The following is a 19,103-nucleotide window of genomic DNA, read 5'->3' as shown; positions in this document are numbered from 1 at the left end:
TCAAAACTGAAGTATATGTTTATAGCATAATTTTTTCAGCTACTTACTGAAACTGAATGATAATCGTCCAATGCAATTGGATTTCAAAATTGGAAAATAAATTAACATCAATTATCAGGTAGCCGGCCAACAGAGGAACTTTCAGTTTGGAGAGAGAATTGCCTAAGAGACATAGCGTTATTGTCACGCTTACTGCAAAGCCTGAACAAAAATCCGCTTTGAAAAAAACGTTGAGATCAATCCAACGCGAACTACCACAAGTCGACGGATGCCTGGACGTTCGGGTTTTATCACACGCGGATAAAACCGGCTGCTTTACGTTGGTTGAGGATTGGAGCAGTCAGAGCCAACATGAAGCCCATATCCAAACTCTAACAAGCAATGGAGATTGGGCAAAACTCGAAGCATTATTAAGAGAACCGGTATTGGCGAACAACTATATTCCATTGGAAACGGAAGACATAAATTCTTGAATCTCAATGGTTTGGCAGATGAGCCTCTTACTTCCAAAAAGAAAAGAGTGTCAGGCGAGCAATTGCCTGGCACCCTTTTCAACCTTACAGATGCGCCGTCAGGCGCGACCAATGGAGCTGTAATCGAATCCTTTGGCTCGCATGTTATCAGGTTGATAGACATTTCGCATATCAACAACGACATCCCCATTCATGGCGTCGTGCAGACGGTTCATGTCCAACGCACGATATTCGTTCCACTCGGTCACAAGTGCCAAAGCATCCGCCCCTTCTGCCGCATCATATGCATCTGAGCACCAGATGACATTGTCCAGTTGCGGCTTTGCCTGATCCATACCTTCCGGATCATGGGCCCGAACAATCACGCCGGCCTCCTGCAAGATCGGGATGATTGCAAGGGTCGGGCTTTCACGCACATCATCGGTATTGGGCTTGAATGCGACACCCAGAATGCAAACCGTCTTGCCTTTCGGATCTGGCCCCAATTTAGCAAGAACACGCTCGGCCATGTTGGCTTTTCGGCTCTCATTCACTTCAATCACGGCCTCAACAAGGCGCTGAGGCGCGCCAAATTTTTCCCCGGTCGCTGCAAACGCACGCGTATCTTTTGGGAAACAGGACCCACCAAAGCCAGGACCTGCATGAAGGAACTTGCCGCCAATGCGCTTGTCCAAACCAATCGCTGATGCCACTTGCTGAACATTGCCACCCACCTGCTCACACAGATTGGCCACTTCATTGATGAAAGAGATTTTAACGGCCAGAAATGCATTGGCTGCATATTTGATCAGTTCGGCATCCTCCAGACCTGTAAAAACAATCGGCGTTTCACGAAGAAAGAGCGGGCGATACAGATTACGCATCACCTCCTCGGCACGCTTGTCCTCGACACCCACAACCACACGATCAGGACGCATGAAGTCCTCAAGAGCCGAGCCTTCACGAAGGAATTCCGGGTTGGAGGCGATGGAGAAATCCAGATCCGGATTCTCCTCCCGGATAATTTCAGCAACTTTACGATTGGTTCCGACCACAACGGTCGACTTGGTAACAATCACAACGCCCGGTTTGGCAGCATTGGCGATCTGACGCGCAGCCGCCCAGACATATTGCAAATCTGCTTCACCATCTCCACGTCGCGACGGGGTACCAACAGCAATGAAAATCGCGTCAGCTTGCGAAACCGCTTCATCGAAATTGGTGGTAAAGGTCAGGCGACCAGCCTTGGTGTTGCGATCCAGCAATGTATCGAGCCCAGGCTCAAAAATTGGCACTTCACCTTTATTGAGGGTGTCAATTTTACTCTGATCGACATCGACACAAGTCACGTCAAAACCAAATTCAGAAAAACATACACCGGACACCAAACCGACATAGCCGGTTCCAATCATCACTACCTTCATGACACTCTCAATTTTCGTTCAGCCTGAGGCCTTTGTTTCTTTGGGCACTTTGAATACCAGCAAAGCCTTGAAAAAACGTATCCAATTCCATACAGGGTTTGTCATCCAAATCATATGCTGATTTGGCATTGATTTCATGACAACACCCATCTCTTACCAAGGATGTTGCCTATCCCGCAAACACCTTGGTTCAGATATAGTCCAATCAGTTCCATTTGTTGACCGCCATTCCAGAAATCTCTTCGATGAGATAACACCTGCTCGAAACAATATCAGCTAATATAAAGATTTCTTTATATCGTTATTGCTTTCTTTAAAACTTGGCTCTATATCAGACTTAGTATTGAGATTTGGGCCGCTGGTGCCTGCATTCCCTTGCCCGCGAGGGCCTTATGTCACTGATCTGTTCCCAGACCGGGGCAATATTAGGAGCGAACATGGCTGATTTTGTCGTTAAAGATCTGTCTCTGGCCGATTGGGGCCGTAAGGAAATCAAAATTGCAGAGACCGAAATGCCCGGTCTGATGCAGACCCGTGAAGAATATGGCCCATCGCAGCCATTGAAAGGTGCAAAGATCACCGGTTCTTTGCATATGACCATTCAAACCGCTGTCCTGATTGAAACTCTTCAAGCGCTTGGTGCGGAAGTTCGCTGGGCAACCTGTAACATCTTCTCTACCCAGGACCACGCTGCCGCCGCCATTGCAGCAACCGGAACCCCTGTCTTTGCCGTGAAAGGCGAGAGTTTGGAGGAATATTGGGATTATGTGGATCGCATCTTTGATTGGGGTAACGGCGAAGGCCCAAATCTGATCCTCGATGATGGCGGCGACGCCACCATGTATATTCTGCTGGGTGCCAAGGTTGATGCCGGTGAAGATGTTCTGGTGAATCCAGAAAATGAAGAAGAAGAATATGTAAAGGCACAAATCTATAAGCGTGCAAAGGCAACTCCGGGTTGGTTCACCAAGATCCGTGATGGCATTCTGGGTGTTTCCGAAGAGACCACCACCGGCGTGCATCGTCTCTACCATCTGGCAAAGTCTGGCGATCTGCCTTTCCCTGCCATCAATGTCAACGATTCCGTCACCAAGTCCAAGTTTGACAATCTCTATGGCTGTCGTGAGTCTCTGGTTGATGGCATCAAGCGCGCGACCGACGTGATGATTTCGGGTAAGGTTGCTGTGGTTGCAGGCTTTGGTGACGTTGGGAAGGGTTCCGCTGAATCCCTGCGCTCTCAGGGAGCTCGGGTGATCGTCACCGAAATCGACCCAATCTGCGCGCTGCAAGCATCCATGCAGGGTTATGAAGTCACCACCATGGAAGACGCTGTCCCTCAGGGCGATATTTTTGTGACCACCACCGGCAACAAAGATGTCATCACCATCGAACATATGCGTGGCATGAAAGACCGTGCAATCGTTTGTAACATTGGTCACTTCGATTCCGAGATCCAGATTGGCGCTCTGAAAAACTATGAATGGCACAATGTGAAGCCGCAGGTTGATGAAGTGGAATTCCCTGATGGAACACGCATCATTGTTCTGGCCGAAGGTCGTCTGGTAAATCTGGGCTGCGCAACTGGTCATCCTAGCTTTGTCATGTCCGCTTCCTTCACCAACCAGACTTTGGCACAGATGGAATTGTGGGCAAACCATGCCAATTATGGCAAGGATGTCTATGTTCTGCCAAAAGCACTGGATGAGAAAGTGGCAACCCTGCATCTGGAGAAACTTGGCGTAAAATTGACAACGCTGAGCAAAGACCAAGCTGACTATATCGGTGTGCCTGTGGATGGTCCTTACAAGCCAGAGCATTACCGCTATTAACCTTTTGTTAAGAAAATGGCGGCTTTTCAAGGATCGGGAGTCACCAATCTTATCATTTGCAATGAATGCGTCTGGATCAATACTGATTCAGACGCTTTTTTTTTATCTTTTTGCGGGTGGACTCTGTTGCGAGATTCCGTGAACAGGTAAAGTGAAAGTGATTCGGTCAGAGCCGGGAGGAGGCCCCGGTGCTGCATCGAAATGAGTGCGTGCGTTCAAGCTTGTAATAGTTATGGGTTCCGAGTTTCCCCCGGTCACGGCAATGGCTGGTTTGGGAAGACGTGAGAGGAGTCCAACTTTTACAAGATCTTACGACGCATGGCTCTGACAAGAAAAAGAATTGGAGCTATGAAGTCAGCTTGCTGGCTGTGCGGCGGAAAGGGCTAAGACATGCCAGAAGGCGGTCTGTTGGAACAAAAAGGGCAAGTGCGGGCCTTTTTAACGACATCTCTTTGTATGCTGGGAGTAGGTGGAGTTCTGCTTCTTTCGCCTTCCTCTCTTTTAGCGCAGGAACAAAAAACCATCTTTGCCGATGATATGTCCCTGACCGCGCAAATGTCGGAATCAGAAACCAGCACATCCGAGCCCCTGGTCATTGCCGCTCCTGGTGCAACAGAAGCCTCGCAGCTCCCTGACATTCCATCTCTACCGGGTGAAGGCAGCATAAATGACTTTGCCATATCAACAAACGATGGATTGTCCAGCTCCGCTATTTTGGGATTGGCTACTTTTGGTGGCTTATTGATTTTCACATTGATAGCTGGTTGGTCTTCAATTCGCGCCCGCAGACAGGCCAATATGCAACTGCGTGAGGCGCATCAGGCAATCGTAACATTGCAATCTCGTCTGGATCAGTCTGAATCGCTTTTGGATGCTTCTGACCAAATGATGATCATTTGGGATAATTCAGGTGATGCTCCAAACCTGATTGGAAGCCTGACCAGCAATCATCAATTGCCCAACGGCGATGCAATTCTTGCTTTCGGCTCATGGCTTAACAGCGACTGTGCGCAGCAATTGGAACAAGCCATCGAGACCTTGCGCTCAAATGGACAGCGCTTTCAACTCATTGTTGAGGCGCGAATGGGTGCTTACGTCGAAATCAAAGGTCGCACTTCGGGGGCACGCGCTCATTTGCAATTGCGTGTTTTGGAAGATGAAGAACGGGACAGAGCGCACCTACGTCATAAAGCCAATCGCTTGTCACAAGAAATGAAGCGCATGAAGAGCCTTTTGGATGCGGTGCCCATGCCTGTTTGGTCCCGCGATGAAAAAGGAGAGCTTAGCTGGATCAACGAAGCCTATCGCTTGGCCGTTGATGCAGAAAATTTACGTGATGTACTGGAAAAGCAAACCGAATTGCTCGACCAGCAAGGACGCGATCTGGTTCGCAAAGCACATGTTGCACGAGCCGAACAATCAATCAACGACGACAAGCGCTCTATTGATGTTGCCGTCGAGCGCCTTCCGGTCATCATGCAAGGCAAACGCCAAATTCTGGATGTGGTTGATATTGCCTCCACACAAGGCAATGTTGGCATCGCGACAGATGTGTCCGCCATTGACCACGCAGAAAGGGCATTGGAGCGCATGCAGACATTCCATGCGACAACCATGGATCAGCTGACAACCGCTGTTGCGATCTTTGATTCCAACCAGACCCTGCAATTCTATAATGCTGCCTACCATAGTCTGTTCGATCTCGATCCGGCCTTTCTGGATCAACAACCGACAGATGGTGCAATATTGGATCGCCTCCGCGCTGATCGTCAATTGCCAGAGCAAGCCGATTTCGCTGTCTGGAAATCAGAGATGTTCTCAGCCTATCGCTCGGTAGACACGCAAGAGCATTGGTGGCATTTGCCCAACGGACAGTCCTTGCGTGTTGTTGCAGCTCCCAATCCCGACGGTGGTGTGACCTATATTTACGAGAATATCACCGAGCGGCTTGATCTCGAAAAGCGCTATAATTCTCTCATTCGTGTCCAGTCTGAAACTCTGGATCATCTGGGTGATGGTGTCATCGTGTTCGGGTCCGACGGACGAGTACGCGTATCCAACCCGGCTTTTGCTTCCATGTGGTCAATGGATGAAGGTTTATTGGCGGAACAGCCACATGTAAGTGCCGTGCTGGAAGTCTGTCGCCGGACCTATTCCGATCCGGCTGTTTGGGCTGATTTAAAACAAGCCATTGTTGGCCTTGCAGACAGTCGTGAAGGCTTGTCTGGCCGGATGGATCGGGAAGATGAACGCGTTGTGGATTATGCTCTCGTTCCGCTTCCCGATGGGGCTAGCATGATCACCTTTGTTGATGTAACGGACAAGGTCAATGTCGAGCGCGGCCTGACGACACGAAACGAAGCGCTTATGGCGGCCGATCATCTGAAAAACACCTTCATTCAGCATGTATCTTATGAGCTGCGCTCACCGCTGACCAATATCATCGGCTTCACGGAATTGTTGACCGAGGAAACATTTGGTTCATTAAATGAAAAGCAGCGCGAATATACAGATCATATCATGACTTCTAGCTCTTCCTTGCTCGCAATCGTCAATGATATTCTGGATCTGGCGACCATCGATGCGGGAATCATGGTGCTTGAACTGGAGGAAGTAGATCCGGTTGGATCCATTCAAGCTGCGGCTGAAGGGCTGCAAGATCGTCTGGCCGAAAAGGACATCACCCTCAATGTCTCCGTCGCGGACAATTTGCAGAATTTCATGGGTGACAGCAAACGCGTAAGGCAGGTTCTCTATAACATGATATCCAACGCCATCGCCTTCTCACCCGACCACTCAAACGTCTCGGTGCTCGCCGATCAAACGGCAAGTGAAATGGTCTTCACCGTGCGCGATCATGGTTGTGGCATGCCAGAAGAATTTCTCTCGTCTGCCTTCGAACGCTTCGAAAGCCGCAAAGCCGGAGAGACCCGGAAAGGGGCAGGACTGGGCCTTTCCATCGTCAAGAGCTTCGTGGAGTTGCATGGCGGACATGTATCCATCGATTCCGTTGTTGGCAAGGGTACGGCTGTCATCTGTCATTTCCCGATTGCGCCGCAACCAGTTAGTCAAGCTGCAGAATAGACCTGACAAAGCAAGTCAATTGGCCTAGTCCTGCTTTTCTCTCTTCATTCAGATAGCCAGTGCATGCAACCAACCAATGTATCTTCACCTTCTTCTGATTGGCACTTCAGCTTCCCAAATCTTGATGAAGCTGCCGGTCAGGCTTTTGCAGGGGACCTGGCCGAGATTCTCCGGTCGGGTGATGTAATCGCACTGGATGGCGACGTTGGCATGGGCAAAAGCACTCTGGCCCGTGCTCTGTTGCGCTCACTTGCCGATGATGAGCTTCTTGAAGTTCCCAGCCCCACCTTCACTCTGGTACAGAACTATCATCTGGACGGTCTTGAGGTCAGCCACTTCGATCTCTATCGCATCAGCGATTTCGAGGAATTGTACGAGATTGGCTTTGAGGAAAGCTGGCAAGAAGGGTGCACATTGGTGGAATGGCCAGATCGGGGTGAAGAGCTGCTTCCCGCGTCTACTCTTTGGCTGCATTTTGAAGATGCGCATGGAGAGGAAAGCTCTGCTCGCCACCTGACCTTGCAGGGAAACAAAGCATGGAAGGATAGGCTGGAACGTCCCTGTCAGAAACGGCAATTGCTCATTGATTGTGATTGGGGAAACGCCAAACTCAGCGAAATAGATGGCGATCTTTCAACTCGCAGCTATCAACGTGCTTATCATAGCGAAACTCAGCAAACCGCCATCTTGATGGATATGCCAAAACGTGAGCCGGGCCCTGTTCTCGCTGATGGTCGTCGGTATGATTTGATCGCACATCGCGTAACCGAACTGGCGCCGATGATCACTGTTGCGGAAAATCTGGAAAAGGCCGGTCTCACCGTACCACAGTGCTTTGGCCATCAATTGAATAACGGATTGGCTCTTTGGGAAGATTTTGGCAGTGAATGCCTGAGCCTAAGCGTTCCAAATAAGGAAGCCAAACCGATTGCAGAACGATATGAGGCAACGGTGATCGCGCTGGCGGATTTTCATCAAGATGGCTGGCAAAGCAACGCCACCCAACTCTCGGGTTCTGGTGGGCCTCACCTCCTCTCCAATTACGATCGCGCAGCTTTTGAGGTTGAACTGGATATTTTCCTTGATTGGTATTGGCCATTTCTAAAGGGACAGGATTGTCCTGCTACCACAAGAGAGGTCTATGTTTCACTATGGCAGCCAGCTTTTGATATTCTGATTGAAGCAGAACAGTGCCTTGTTCTTCGTGATGTGCAAAATCCCAATTGTTTCTGGCTGGAAAAGATCCGCGACGATAAGTTGATCGGTTTTATTGATTTTCAGGATTGCCTCATTGGACCAAGCGCCTATGATGTTGCAGCTCTTTGTCTGGATGCACGGATCTCCATTGAGCCTGATCTGGAAAAAACGCTTAAAGCTGCCTATATGCAGCATAGATCCTTTGACCGTGAGGCGTCGCAGATTTTCGAGCAATCTTATGCTTTGTGCGGCGCACAGCGGACATCCAAGAATTTGGGGGCCTTCGCCCGGGCCAAATTGAGTTTGGGCAAAAGCTCCTATATGGCGCATATCCCACGGGGTATTGGTTACTTGGCTCGCTGCCTTGCCCATCCCGAGTTAGCTGATTTGAGCGCCTTTTATAATGAGAATAAATTGTTGGACCTGCCATCCACATTTTGATGTTGGCAAGCCACGCAAGACTGGCAGTACGTGAATGACAAATAACGAACATTTCAAGGCTCCACTCGGCGCCCCCAAGACCGGTATGATTTTGGCGGCCGGACGCGGTACGCGCATGCGCCCTCTATCGGCGATCACTCCCAAACCCTTAATTCCTGTTGCAGGTCAAGCACTGATTGATCGAGCGCTTGATAAACTGCGCATTGCTGGCGTCGAGCGCACAATCGTGAATGTTCACTATCTTGCCGACTTGGTGGAAGTTCATGCAAAACGCTCTGCCCAATGCGAAATCATTATCTCCGATGAACGCGACGTCCTTTTGGAGACCGGTGGTGGTATTACCAAAGCCCTTCCCTCTCTTGGGCAAGACCCCTTCTATCTGCTCAATTCGGACAGTTTCTGGATGGAAGGCGTTGCCAATAATTTATCTTTGCTGTCTGATCATTGGGATGATGACAAAATGGATGCTCTTCTCCTTCTGGCACCGACCGTCTCCGCTATCGGCTATGAAGGCAAAGGTGATTTCAAAATGGACAAGGATGGTCGTCTCAGTCGTCGTGACGCGCGGACTATCTCCCCATTCGTCTATAGCGGCGCTGCCATTCTGCATCCACGTTTGTTCAAGAAAGCTCCTGATGGTGCTCACTCCCTGAATGTGCAATTCGACCAGGCCATCAAAGAAGAACGTTTGTTTGGCCTATCCATGGATGGCATATGGTTACACGTGGGAGAACCCTGTGCTATTGACCAAGCAGAAAAAGCCATTCAGAACAGTACACATATGGGCCTGATTTAGAACGCGTTCCCGAAAAGTTGCAGATTTTTCGGATGAGAACCCGTTTCAAACAAATAGCGAAAGCTTTTCGGGCGTTTCAATTATCGTCGAAAGGCTTTTAGTCGGGCTTTGGTTTTGGCAATCTATGATGGCCGGAGGCTGGTTTGACGGGAGAGAGAGATTGGATCTTTTTTCATATAGCTCGAATATCTCTCACCCCAATGTCTATTCCATCAGTCCCGGTTCCGGCTTTCTGGCAACCATGATCGATAGCTTGATCGATGGTGACCTGATTCCAAATTTTGATGGCTCTGACCCTGGTGCGTTGGCCAGTGTTACCATTTATGTGCCAACCCGCCGTACGGCCAATGCGCTGAAAGAAGCTTTTGTCTCTCATCTGCGCCTACGTGGCTGGCCGAGCATCATTCTGCCTCGTATCCATGTCATTGGAGATGTCGACGAAGATCTGCTTCCCTTGAAAGTCAGTATTGGTGTTGATGATGGATTCTGGTCCTTGCCAAGCGCAATGGATCCGTTGGAGCGTCGGTTGATCATGACGCAGCTGGTACATTTTTGGGCGCAGAAGCAAGCACGTGAAATCTTGCGCCTCGATCCCAAACAACGTCTGAATGTTTCCAGCACACCAAGTGATGCTGCTTATCTTGCCATTGATCTACTGGCGCTGATCGATGCTGTCCATCGCGAAGAGAGCGACTGGTCATTGCTGGGAGATTTGGTGCCCGATGATTATGGCGCCTATTGGCAGATGAGCCTGGAATTCTTGAAGATAGCCACCCAATTCTGGCCAGCTATTCTGACCGAGCGAGAGCTGGTAGATCCGGTAGAGCGCCGCAATGCCGTGCTTTCTCGTGAAATTGAAGCACTGAAAGGTCATACGGGTCCAGTGATTGCTGCCGGTTCAACCGGCTCTGTCCCTGCCACTGCCGATCTTCTGGTGGCAGTGGCCAATCATCCCAAAGGGGCCTTGATCCTTCCGGGGTTAGATTATCAACTGGATGAGCAAAGCTGGCTGGCTATCGGCCATTTACATCCCCTTGAAGGTCAAGGTGAGGGTGTTGCCGGGCATCCGCAATTCAACCTCAAGCAATTGCTTGATCGACTGAAACTAACTCGTGGTGACGTTCGCAAATTGGGAAGTGTGAGCCATCCGCTTTCATTACGCGAAAAACTGGTCAGCGAAGCCTTGCGCCCGGCGGAAAGCACGGATCTCTGGAAACAGGCTCTGGATCAATTCCTAGAGGCCGATCGTCAGATCGCTTTATTGGATGTTGCCTTGGCAAGGGGTGCCAACGAGCAGGAAGAAGCGCGCATTTGCGCCCTGGCTTTGCGAGAGACACTAGCTGACAAAGGCAAAAAAGCCGCTCTGGTAACCCCTGACCGGGCCTTGGCACGTCGCGTGATGGTAGAGTTGAAACGCTGGAATATCGAGGTCGAGGATAGCGCCGGTATGCCACTGGGTGAAACACCCCCTGCTCTCTTGATGCGTCTGATGCTGGACTGTGTTTTGCAGCATATGGAGCCTGTGTCCCTGCTCGCACTGATCAAGCATCCTCTTGCTTCCCTTGGCATGGAGCGAAGCCAAGCCCGGCGGGCTGCCCGCTTCATTGAGGTTGAGCTGTTGCGCGGCCCGCGTCTTGGTGGTGGTTTGCAAACATTACTCAATGAATTTGCCAATCGTCGTGAAGAGCGCCACGCAAAGGATCCAGAAACTCCATTGCCGCAAAACTGGGATCTTGCGAAGAAGCTGCTAGAGAATTTGCAACAGAGCCTTGGATCTCTGGAGACGCTCGTTCTTCAGTCAGAAGAACCACAACCTCTGTCCGATTGGATCAAGCACATCATTGCTTGTGTCGAAGCAATTGCAGCAAACGAAGAGGCTGATCCTCAACGCTTCTATGATGAAGAAGCTGGTCGTGCCATGCGCAGTTTCTTTGAGCGCATACAAAGCCCCGCCAGTGAAAATATCATGCTGGGCGCACGCGATGTAGAGCCTTTCCTCGTTGCCATGATGTCCGGTGAGACGGTTCTTGATCATGGCAGTGGGCATCCTCGTCTACAATTGCTCGGTACCTTGGAAGCTCGTTTGATGGATGTGGATCGAGTGGTGATTGGAGGCCTCAATGAAGGCTCCTGGCCTGCTCAAACAAAATCTGATGCCTGGCTCTCCCGTCCCATGCGTGCCGGAATGAAACTGGAGCCACCTGAGCGGCGCACCGGCCTTGCCGCCCATGACTTCGCGCAATCCATGGGGCGTCGCGAAGTGATTTTGGTGCGCTCAGAGAAAAGTGGCGGCTCTCCCACTGTGCCAAGTCGCTGGATCCTGCGGCTTGAGGCCGTAGCCGGGCGCGAGGCAAGTGATGCGATGGTAGCACGTGGAGAGAAGTATATTCGCTGGGCACGCCAACTGGATGCTCCCAGGGCACCGAAGCTTATTCCGCGCCCCAACCCCAAGCCACCTTTGGAACATCGTCCGCGCAATCTCTCGGTCACCGAGATTGAAACATGGGTACGTGATCCTTACGCACTTTACGCAAAACATGTGTTGGGCCTGCGTCAGCTCGACGATATTGGCAGCCCCCCGGGCGGTGCTGAAAAAGGCTCCATCATTCATGACGTGCTGGGGGATTTTACCCAGAACTGGGAAGGTCCATTTGATCAAAGAGCCTATGACCATCTGATTGAGTTGGGACGGTCTGCTTTCACACGGTTCGAGAACTTCCCAGATCTGCTGGCTATATGGTGGCCGCGCTTCGAGCGCATTGCTCACTGGTTCATTTTCGAATGGGAAGCAAGACGCAATGATGATGTTGCCAGTCGTTTTGCAGAAATAGCGGGCGGCACTTCGTTGCCGATGCGTTCCGGCTCGTTCCATTTGCGCGGACGGGCAGACCGGCTGGATATCATGAAAGATGGCAGCCTGTCGGTGATTGATTTCAAGACCGGCCAGCCGCCTTCTGCAAAGCAAGTCCTACCCGGCTTTGCACCACAATTGGCGCTGGAAGGCTATATGGCCAAACTTGGCGGCTTCAAGGATATCCCTCGCTCGGTTGAAGTCTCAGACATGGCCTGGATCAAACTGTCTGGCGGACGCAAGGCAGGGGAAATCAAAAGCGGCGTTGAGAAGGATTATGCAGCCGAAGATATTGTTGAATTGATCGGTAAACGTCTGCTTGGACTGATCGTTGCCTATGACAATCCATCCAAAGGGTACATGTCTCGCGCTCGTCCGATGTTTGAGCGCTTTGAAAGCCCTTATGATCACCTTGCTCGCGTCAAGGAATGGTCTCAGCAAAGCGAGGGAGACGAATAGGCATGACTTTTCAGATCCCTGACAAAACACGGCAAGATCAAGCCCTTGCTTCCCATCCTCAGCAATCTGCCTGGGTGAGCGCCAATGCCGGTTCGGGTAAAACCTTCGTTCTTTCCCAGCGCGTGATCCGTCTTCTATTGGCCGGAACCGATCCCTCTCGAATCCTTTGCCTGACCTTTACCAAGGCCGCTGCAGCGGAGATGTCCAATCGTGTCTTTGCCCGACTTTCCGACTGGATCGGGCTGGACGATGAAACCTTGACCAAAGCCTTGCAGGATTTGGAAGGGCGACCGCCCAGTGAGCAAGAGCTTGCTTTGGCCAGACGACTTTTTGCACGAGCGCTGGAAACTCCGGGCGGTTTGAAAATTCAGACCATTCACGCCTTTGCCGAACGCTTGCTGCATCAATTTCCACTGGAAGCCAATGTGCCCGCGCATTTTGAAATTCTGGATGATCAATTGGCAGCAGAATTGTTGAGCAATGCCGTTGGATCCGTGCTGTCTTCAGCGCGGCTGAATAGCCAACCCTTGTGGGGCGAGGCTCTGGATCATCTCGTCGGTTCCATGGGCGATATGGATATCCGCAATGCTCTGGCCAGCTTGGTGCGCAACCGTGAAGGCTTTGGCCGCTTCATGGAAGCTGGGGAAGCAAACACATCAAATGGAAACGAAGATGCAGCAGGTGTAAGCGCCGCATTGGAAGCTCTCGCCAAACATCTTGGGGTAGATCCAAGCGACAGCATGGATAAGGTGCGCAGCAGCCAGTCAGACAGCCCACATTTCTCAACGGATTATATAAGCTCTCTAGTTGATCTGTTCGAAGCTGGCGGCAAGAGAGACAAGGATCAGGCGGCAACTTTGCGGGCATTTCTGCATGCGGAAGATCCAAAGCAAAAAGCTGCTCATTGGTGGACATTCTTGCGCAAGAAAGATGGTGCTGCCAAAAGCGCCAGCTTCATGGCCTCCAAGAAGGTCAAGGAAGCTGATTTGGCGCTGGAAGGCAGTATTGAACGCGAGCAAGCACGATTGGATGCTCTGGAAGAGCGCCGCAAGGCCCTGGTAACATTGGCGGGCAGTCGGGCGTTGTTCATCCTGGCGGACGGCGTTATCAGCCATTATGAACGCGCCAAAGCCGCACGGGGTTTAATGGACTTTGATGATCTGATCATCAAAGCGGCCAATCTGCTTGCCCCCTCCCAAGCGGCTGCATGGGTGCATTATAAACTTGATCAGGGCATCGATCATATTCTGGTCGATGAAGCGCAAGACACCAACCCTCGGCAATGGGAAATCATTCAGCAGCTGGGCGAGGAATTTTTCGTCAGCGAAAGCATGCGTGGGGTGGAACGCACCATTTTTGCAGTGGGAGATGAAAAGCAGTCCATCTATAGTTTTCAGGGCGCGGAACCAAAATGGTTCGCCCAGATGCGCGAGCTCTTTGCATCGCGTGCAAGAATGCAAGAAAAACCGTTCCACAAGATCGATTTGCAGCTCTCTTTCCGCTCCACGCCGCACATTCTGAAGGCAGTGGATGAAGTCTTTGCCAATGAAGCGCAATATACCGCGCTGTCAGCTGATCATGAGCCTACCGTACATGAAGCCATTCGGCACAACGATCCAGGGCTGGTAGAACTTTGGCCATTATTGGAACCGGTTGAGCAAGAGCAGGATGATGATTGGGCTGCGCCATTGGATGTACAGGGGGACAGCAGTCCATCCGTCACACTTGCACACACCATCGCCTCAACCATCAAGCATTGGTTGCAAAATGGCGATCATCTGGCTGGATCTGGCAAAAGAATCACTGCGGGCGACATTCTTATTCTGGTGCGCAAGCGTGGCGGCTTTGCCAATGCTGTCAACCGCGCCCTGAAAGAAGCCGGTCTGCCCGTTGCCGGCGCGGACCGCCTTGCCTTGCTTGATCATATCGCCGTCATGGATCTGCTCTCGCTTGGCGATGTCATGCTTTTGCCAGAGGATGATCTCAGCCTTGCCTGTGTACTGAAGAGTCCACTTTTTGGTCTCTCAGAGGAGCAATTGTTTGATCTGGCCAAAGCGCCTGAATCAGATGAAAAGCGTGAAAAAAACCTTTGGGAAATTCTGGGTGCGCATCATCAAAATGACCCATCCAGCTTGTTTGGTCGTATTTTCGGCACGCTCAGTCATTGGCGCGGGCAGATTGATTTCCAACCACCTTTCGACTTCTATGCGCAAATTCTGGGTCCGGGCGGTAAACGTCGGGCTTTTATTGAACGTCTAGGGCCAGAAGCAGATGAAGTGATTGATGAGCTGCTTTCCCGCGCTCTGGATTTTGAGAAGAAGCAAATCCCCAACCTGCAGGCATTTCTCGCTGCCATGCGCCAAGGTGGCGCAGAGATCAAGCGTGACATGGGCGCGGCTGAAAATCAGATCCGCGTCATGACGGTTCACGGCTCAAAAGGGCTGGAAGCTCCCATCGTCTTCATGGTGGACAGCACCGGCAAGCCTGCCAATCCTCGTCACCATCCGCACCTTGTCTCCCTGGATCAGAAAGACAGTTCCATCGATCTGATGGCACTCAAGACCGCAAAGGCTGATCAACCTGCCATCATTCAAGCAAGCCTTTCGGAGCTGGATCGCGAGACGGAAGAAGAATATCTGCGCCTTCTTTATGTAGGCATGACCCGTGCGGAAGATCGGCTCTATTTGTGCGGATATACAGGAACTAACGGGCCAGCGGAGAATTGCTGGTACAATGTCGTGGCCCGGCAGTTGCGCCCTGATGCTGTAGAACTGGATCATCCCGTTACTGGCGAAAGCATTTTGCGCTGGGAGCTGAAGCAAGACTTCCGTCCACGTCCTGTGAATGAGAGCCTTAATCTTAGTCCTGTAAGCGCGCCAGCAGCTTTACCCGATTGGTTCCGTGTCTCACTGGAAGCAGAACCTGCCCCGAATGCGTTGTTGCAGCCTTCGAAAGCGGCTGATCTGGTTGAAGCCAAATCCGTTGCCTTTCCCAATGTCGGACAGACAACCACCGGGTCCGCGACCAAACATAGTCTTCATGATTGGGAACCAAGGCGCAGAGGCTCGATCCTTCATAGTTTGTTTGAACATTTACCCAATCTGATATCTTCCCGATGGGAAGAACAAGGCAGAGCATTTTTGGATCGCGTAGCAGGGGATATGACAGAGACAAGCCGGGATGCGATTCTGTCTGAGGCACTTGCACTATTAAGCGATTCGGCTTTTTCCGAGCTATTCTCCTTCCAAAGTCAGGCTGAAGTTTCCATTGCGGGCTGGGTAGAAACCGCAAGTGGCCCCAGAGATGTTTCTGGCCAAGTGGATAGGTTGATCGTTACCCCTGACGAAGTTGTGATCGTGGATTACAAAACAAACCGTCATGTACCAGCTTCACCTGATGAGGTGCCCTTTGATTATGTTAGCCAAATGGCTGTTTACGGTCATCTTTTGGCACCGCTCTATCCGCAAAAGAGTGTTCGAACACTGCTTTTGTGGAGCTGCGGGCCATCCTTGATGGAGGTTGACGCAGAACAGAGATGTGCCGCACTGGATCAGATTGGAATAAGATAACACTTGCCCATCTTGACGGACGCGGCTTCAATACCTACCTTCAAGGCAACAGAGCTATATTCAAACATCAATGAATATAGATACTTCTTCCTTCCCCAGTTCATTGGTGAGCGATGAGCTGAGACGAACCGAACGAGGCTTACTATGGCTATTGTGAACGCGACTGATGCAAACTTTGCAACTGAAGTTCAGGGTGATGTCCCTGTTGTTGTTGATTTCTGGGCAGAATGGTGTGGCCCTTGTAAGATGATTGCTCCAATCCTGGACGAAATCGATACCGAAGCTGCCGGTGGTGTTAAAGTCGTCAAAGTCAATGTCGACGAAAACCCGAACACTGCTGCTCAGTTCGGCGTTCGCTCCATCCCTACCCTGTTGCTTTTCAAAGGCGGCGAAGTGGTTGACATGAAAGTAGGCGCTGCACCAAAAGCTGACCTGCTGAAATGGATCGAAGCGAAAAAATAAGCTCGTTTCTCATCTGATCAAAAAAGCCCGATTAAATTCCCAATCGGGCTTTTTTGTTATTCAATCCAGCTCTTCACCATTTGCCTTGAGCACTTCGCCGGCCAGATAAAGCGAGCCTGCAATCAGAATACGCGGGGGAGCTTCTCTTGGAATCAGAGCCAGTTTTTGCAAAGCTTCTTCAACTGAGCTGGCTGCAGATGCAGGTACTCCAGCTTTCACGGCAAGACTTGCCAGCTCAACAGGATCTTGTCCGTTTGTCTGACTGATCACAGGTACGGTAATAACGTCCCTTGCAAGACCTTTGAAGGCCTGAAAATAGCCTGATGGATCCTTGGTTTTCAGCATTCCAACGATCATGTGCAACGGACGAGGAGATCTATCTTCGAGATCTGCCAACGCCGCTGCCAGCATTTGCCCGGCATTGGGATTATGACCGCCGTCCAGCCACAATTCCGCGCCCTTGGGCGCCATATCGAACAGTGGGCCATTCGTTAGCTGCTGCAAACGACCGGGCCATTTCACCTGCTGCAAGCCTTGTGCGATGGCCTCATCGCTCAAATCAAGCAGGCCAGATTGTGCCAATGCTCTCAGTGCCGCTATCGCCATGCCTGCATTGGAGATTTGATGCTGGCCCAGCAAGCGTGGCAAGGGCAAATCCAGCAAACCATTTTCATCCTGATAGACCAGTCGTCCATGTTCCTCATAACTCATCCAATCCTGAGCATGGACAAAAAGTGGGCCAGCTCTTTTGGTACGAGCTTCGTCCTCCAATGCATCGCGAACAACATCAGCCTGGGGCCCAACGATGATCGGGCTACCAGCTTTGAAAATTCCAGCCTTTTCTTTGGCGATGCCGGCGAGGTCTGAGCCAAGATATTCTTCGTGATCCCGCGCAATCGGAGTAATCATGGTCATGGCCGGTCGTGGGATGACATTGGTGGCATCCAGCCTTCCGCCAAGACCTACTTCCAATATCACGATGTCTGCCGGTATCTGGCTGAACAGCAGAAGAGCTGCGGCAGTGGTAATCTCGAAGAAAGTAACCTCACCATCTCCATTGGCTTTTTCACATTGCTGCAAGGCCGCCAACAGGCTTTCCTCGCTTACCAGCATGCCTGCAAGGCGAATGCGCTCACGAAAGTCCACCAAATGAGGTGATGTATAAACATGCACCTTCAGCCCCTGCGCTTCCAACATCGCTCTTAACAAGGCTGAGGTGGAGCCTTTGCCATTGGTTCCGGCGACATGAATGACGGGTGGGAGCAATAGATGTGGATTGCCCAACTTTCCCAATAATGTGAACAGACGTTCCAATCCCAGATCAATCTCATCAGGGTGAAACATACTCAGGCGCGACAGGATAGAGTTGATTTGCTGCATGGAGGACCTTGGCGAAACCTCGGGTCAAGCATAGCTTTCCCTGAGTTGAGGTATGATTTTAGCCGAAAGGATAACATAAGAAAAATGCCTCAGAAAACCAGTTCCTGAGGCATTCCAACGATCAATGTGCAATTTTTTACTGAGCAGCTTGTTCCGCTGCCTTGTCTGCATTCTCATTTGATGCGGCAGCTTCTGCCACTTGCGCATCGGAATCGACTGCGTTGGATACAGCGGCATTGCCTTCTTCGTCTTCACCAGAGCCAGAATTTGTCTGCTTCAGTTCAGCAGGCATTTCCTGATTTGTGAAGAAACGGCACAAACGGGCAATGGTAGATTTCATATCGTGGCGATGCACCACCATGTCCACCATGCCATGCTCTTTCAGGTATTCTGCCCGCTGGAAGCCTTCAGGCAACTTCTCACGAATGGTCTGCTCAATCACACGCTGACCAGCAAAACCAATCAACGCACCAGGTTCGGCCAACTGGATGTCACCCAACATCGCGTAGGATGCGGTGACGCCGCCAGTGGTTGGGTCGGTCAGCACGACAATATAAGGAAGACCTGCTTCACGTAGAGCTTGAACAGCAACGGTCACACGCGGCATCTGCATCAGAGACAGAATGCCTTCCTGCATGCGCGCACCACCAGATGCTGCGAACAAGATGAACGGGGTCTCATCTTCAACTGCCTTCATCATGCCAGTGATCAGCGCTTCACCTGCTGCCATCCCGAGGGAGCCGCCAAGGAAGGTAAAATCCTGCACTGCGGTGGTAACTTTCAGACCTTCGATGCTGCCTGTGGCAACCAGAACACTGTCCTTTCGGCCTGTTTTGGCACGCGCGTCTTTCACCCGATCAACATAGCGTTTCGTGTCTTTGAACTTCAATGGGTCAGAAGCAGCTTCCGGCAGATCAACCAGATCGAACTTCCCATCATCGAAGAAATAGGTCAGACGCTGGTTGCCGTTGATGCGCATGTGGAAGTCGGAATTGGGAACCACAAACTGATTTGCTTCCAGATCACGATGGAACACCATTTCTCCGGTAACAGGACATTTGATCCAGAGATTTTCCGGAGTGTCACGACGAGAGAGAATGGAGCGAATTTTCGGTCTGACGACAGTGTTAATCCAGTTCACGAGCCAATTCCTGAGACT

General features: G+C 51.1%; 11 protein-coding genes. 8 read left to right on the top strand and 3 right to left on the bottom strand.

Going from position 1 to position 19,103, the window contains the following annotated elements:
* Positions 1–158 precede the first annotated feature (158 nt).
* Positions 159–473, top strand: coding sequence for a putative quinol monooxygenase (locus tag CRO57_RS18710; RefSeq protein ID WP_170956168.1), 315 nt, complete (start codon positions 159–161; stop codon positions 471–473).
* A gap of 98 nt (positions 474–571) precedes the next feature.
* Here CRO57_RS18710 and CRO57_RS18705 read toward each other — a convergent pair whose 3' ends face one another.
* Positions 572–1,876, bottom strand: coding sequence for a UDP-glucose dehydrogenase family protein (locus CRO57_RS18705; protein WP_097155015.1), 1,305 nt, complete (start codon positions 1,874–1,876; stop codon positions 572–574).
* A 437-nt stretch (positions 1,877–2,313) separates the two neighbouring features.
* On the opposite strand from CRO57_RS18705, the gene ahcY reads away from it, so the two are divergent.
* The 7 genes from ahcY (at position 2,314) to trxA (ending at position 16,564) form a co-directional block, all read left to right on the top strand.
* Positions 2,314–3,705, top strand: coding sequence for an adenosylhomocysteinase (ahcY, locus tag CRO57_RS18700; RefSeq protein WP_097155014.1), 1,392 nt, complete (start codon positions 2,314–2,316; stop codon positions 3,703–3,705).
* 390 nt (positions 3,706–4,095) lie between these two features.
* Complete coding sequence (locus CRO57_RS18695; protein WP_097155013.1) at positions 4,096–6,789, top strand: sensor histidine kinase; 2,694 nt, start codon at positions 4,096–4,098, stop codon at positions 6,787–6,789.
* Positions 6,790–6,852: 63 nt separating this feature from the next.
* Entirely contained in the window at positions 6,853–8,427 is a 1,575-nt protein-coding gene (gene tsaE / locus CRO57_RS18690; protein WP_097155012.1) for a tRNA (adenosine(37)-N6)-threonylcarbamoyltransferase complex ATPase subunit type 1 TsaE, read from the top strand.
* 34 nt (positions 8,428–8,461) lie between these two features.
* Positions 8,462–9,223, top strand: coding sequence for a nucleotidyltransferase family protein (locus CRO57_RS18685; RefSeq protein ID WP_210200940.1), 762 nt, complete (start codon positions 8,462–8,464; stop codon positions 9,221–9,223).
* Positions 9,224–9,383: 160 nt separating this feature from the next.
* A complete protein-coding gene (gene addB, locus CRO57_RS18680) occupies positions 9,384–12,533 on the top strand; it encodes a double-strand break repair protein AddB (protein WP_170956167.1) in 3,150 nt (1,049 codons plus the stop codon).
* A 2-nt stretch (positions 12,534–12,535) separates the two neighbouring features.
* The gene (addA, locus tag CRO57_RS18675) at positions 12,536–16,102 is read left to right on the top strand and encodes a double-strand break repair helicase AddA (RefSeq protein ID WP_170956166.1); all 3,567 of its coding nucleotides are present in this window, start codon (positions 12,536–12,538) and stop codon (positions 16,100–16,102) included.
* A 144-nt stretch (positions 16,103–16,246) separates the two neighbouring features.
* Positions 16,247–16,564, top strand: a complete 318-nt coding sequence (gene trxA / locus CRO57_RS18670; protein ID WP_097155009.1) for a thioredoxin — start codon at positions 16,247–16,249, stop codon at positions 16,562–16,564.
* Between the two features lie 60 nt (positions 16,565–16,624).
* Here the strand turns inward: trxA and CRO57_RS18665 are convergent, their stop codons facing one another.
* Positions 16,625–17,944 (bottom strand): bifunctional folylpolyglutamate synthase/dihydrofolate synthase, encoded by a 1,320-nt coding sequence (locus tag CRO57_RS18665; RefSeq protein ID WP_097155008.1) that lies wholly within the window; start codon positions 17,942–17,944, stop codon positions 16,625–16,627.
* A gap of 136 nt (positions 17,945–18,080) precedes the next feature.
* Positions 18,081–19,085: an acetyl-CoA carboxylase, carboxyltransferase subunit beta gene (gene accD, locus CRO57_RS18660; RefSeq protein ID WP_097155007.1), complete on the bottom strand. Its 1,005-nt coding sequence runs from the start codon at positions 19,083–19,085 to the stop codon at positions 18,081–18,083.
* Positions 19,086–19,103 lie beyond the last annotated feature (18 nt).

Origin of the sequence: Cohaesibacter gelatinilyticus (assembly GCF_900215605.1) — a bacterium.
GTDB lineage: Bacteria > Pseudomonadota > Alphaproteobacteria > Rhizobiales > Cohaesibacteraceae > Cohaesibacter > Cohaesibacter gelatinilyticus.
This window is presented reverse-complemented; position numbering and strand designations above follow the sequence as displayed.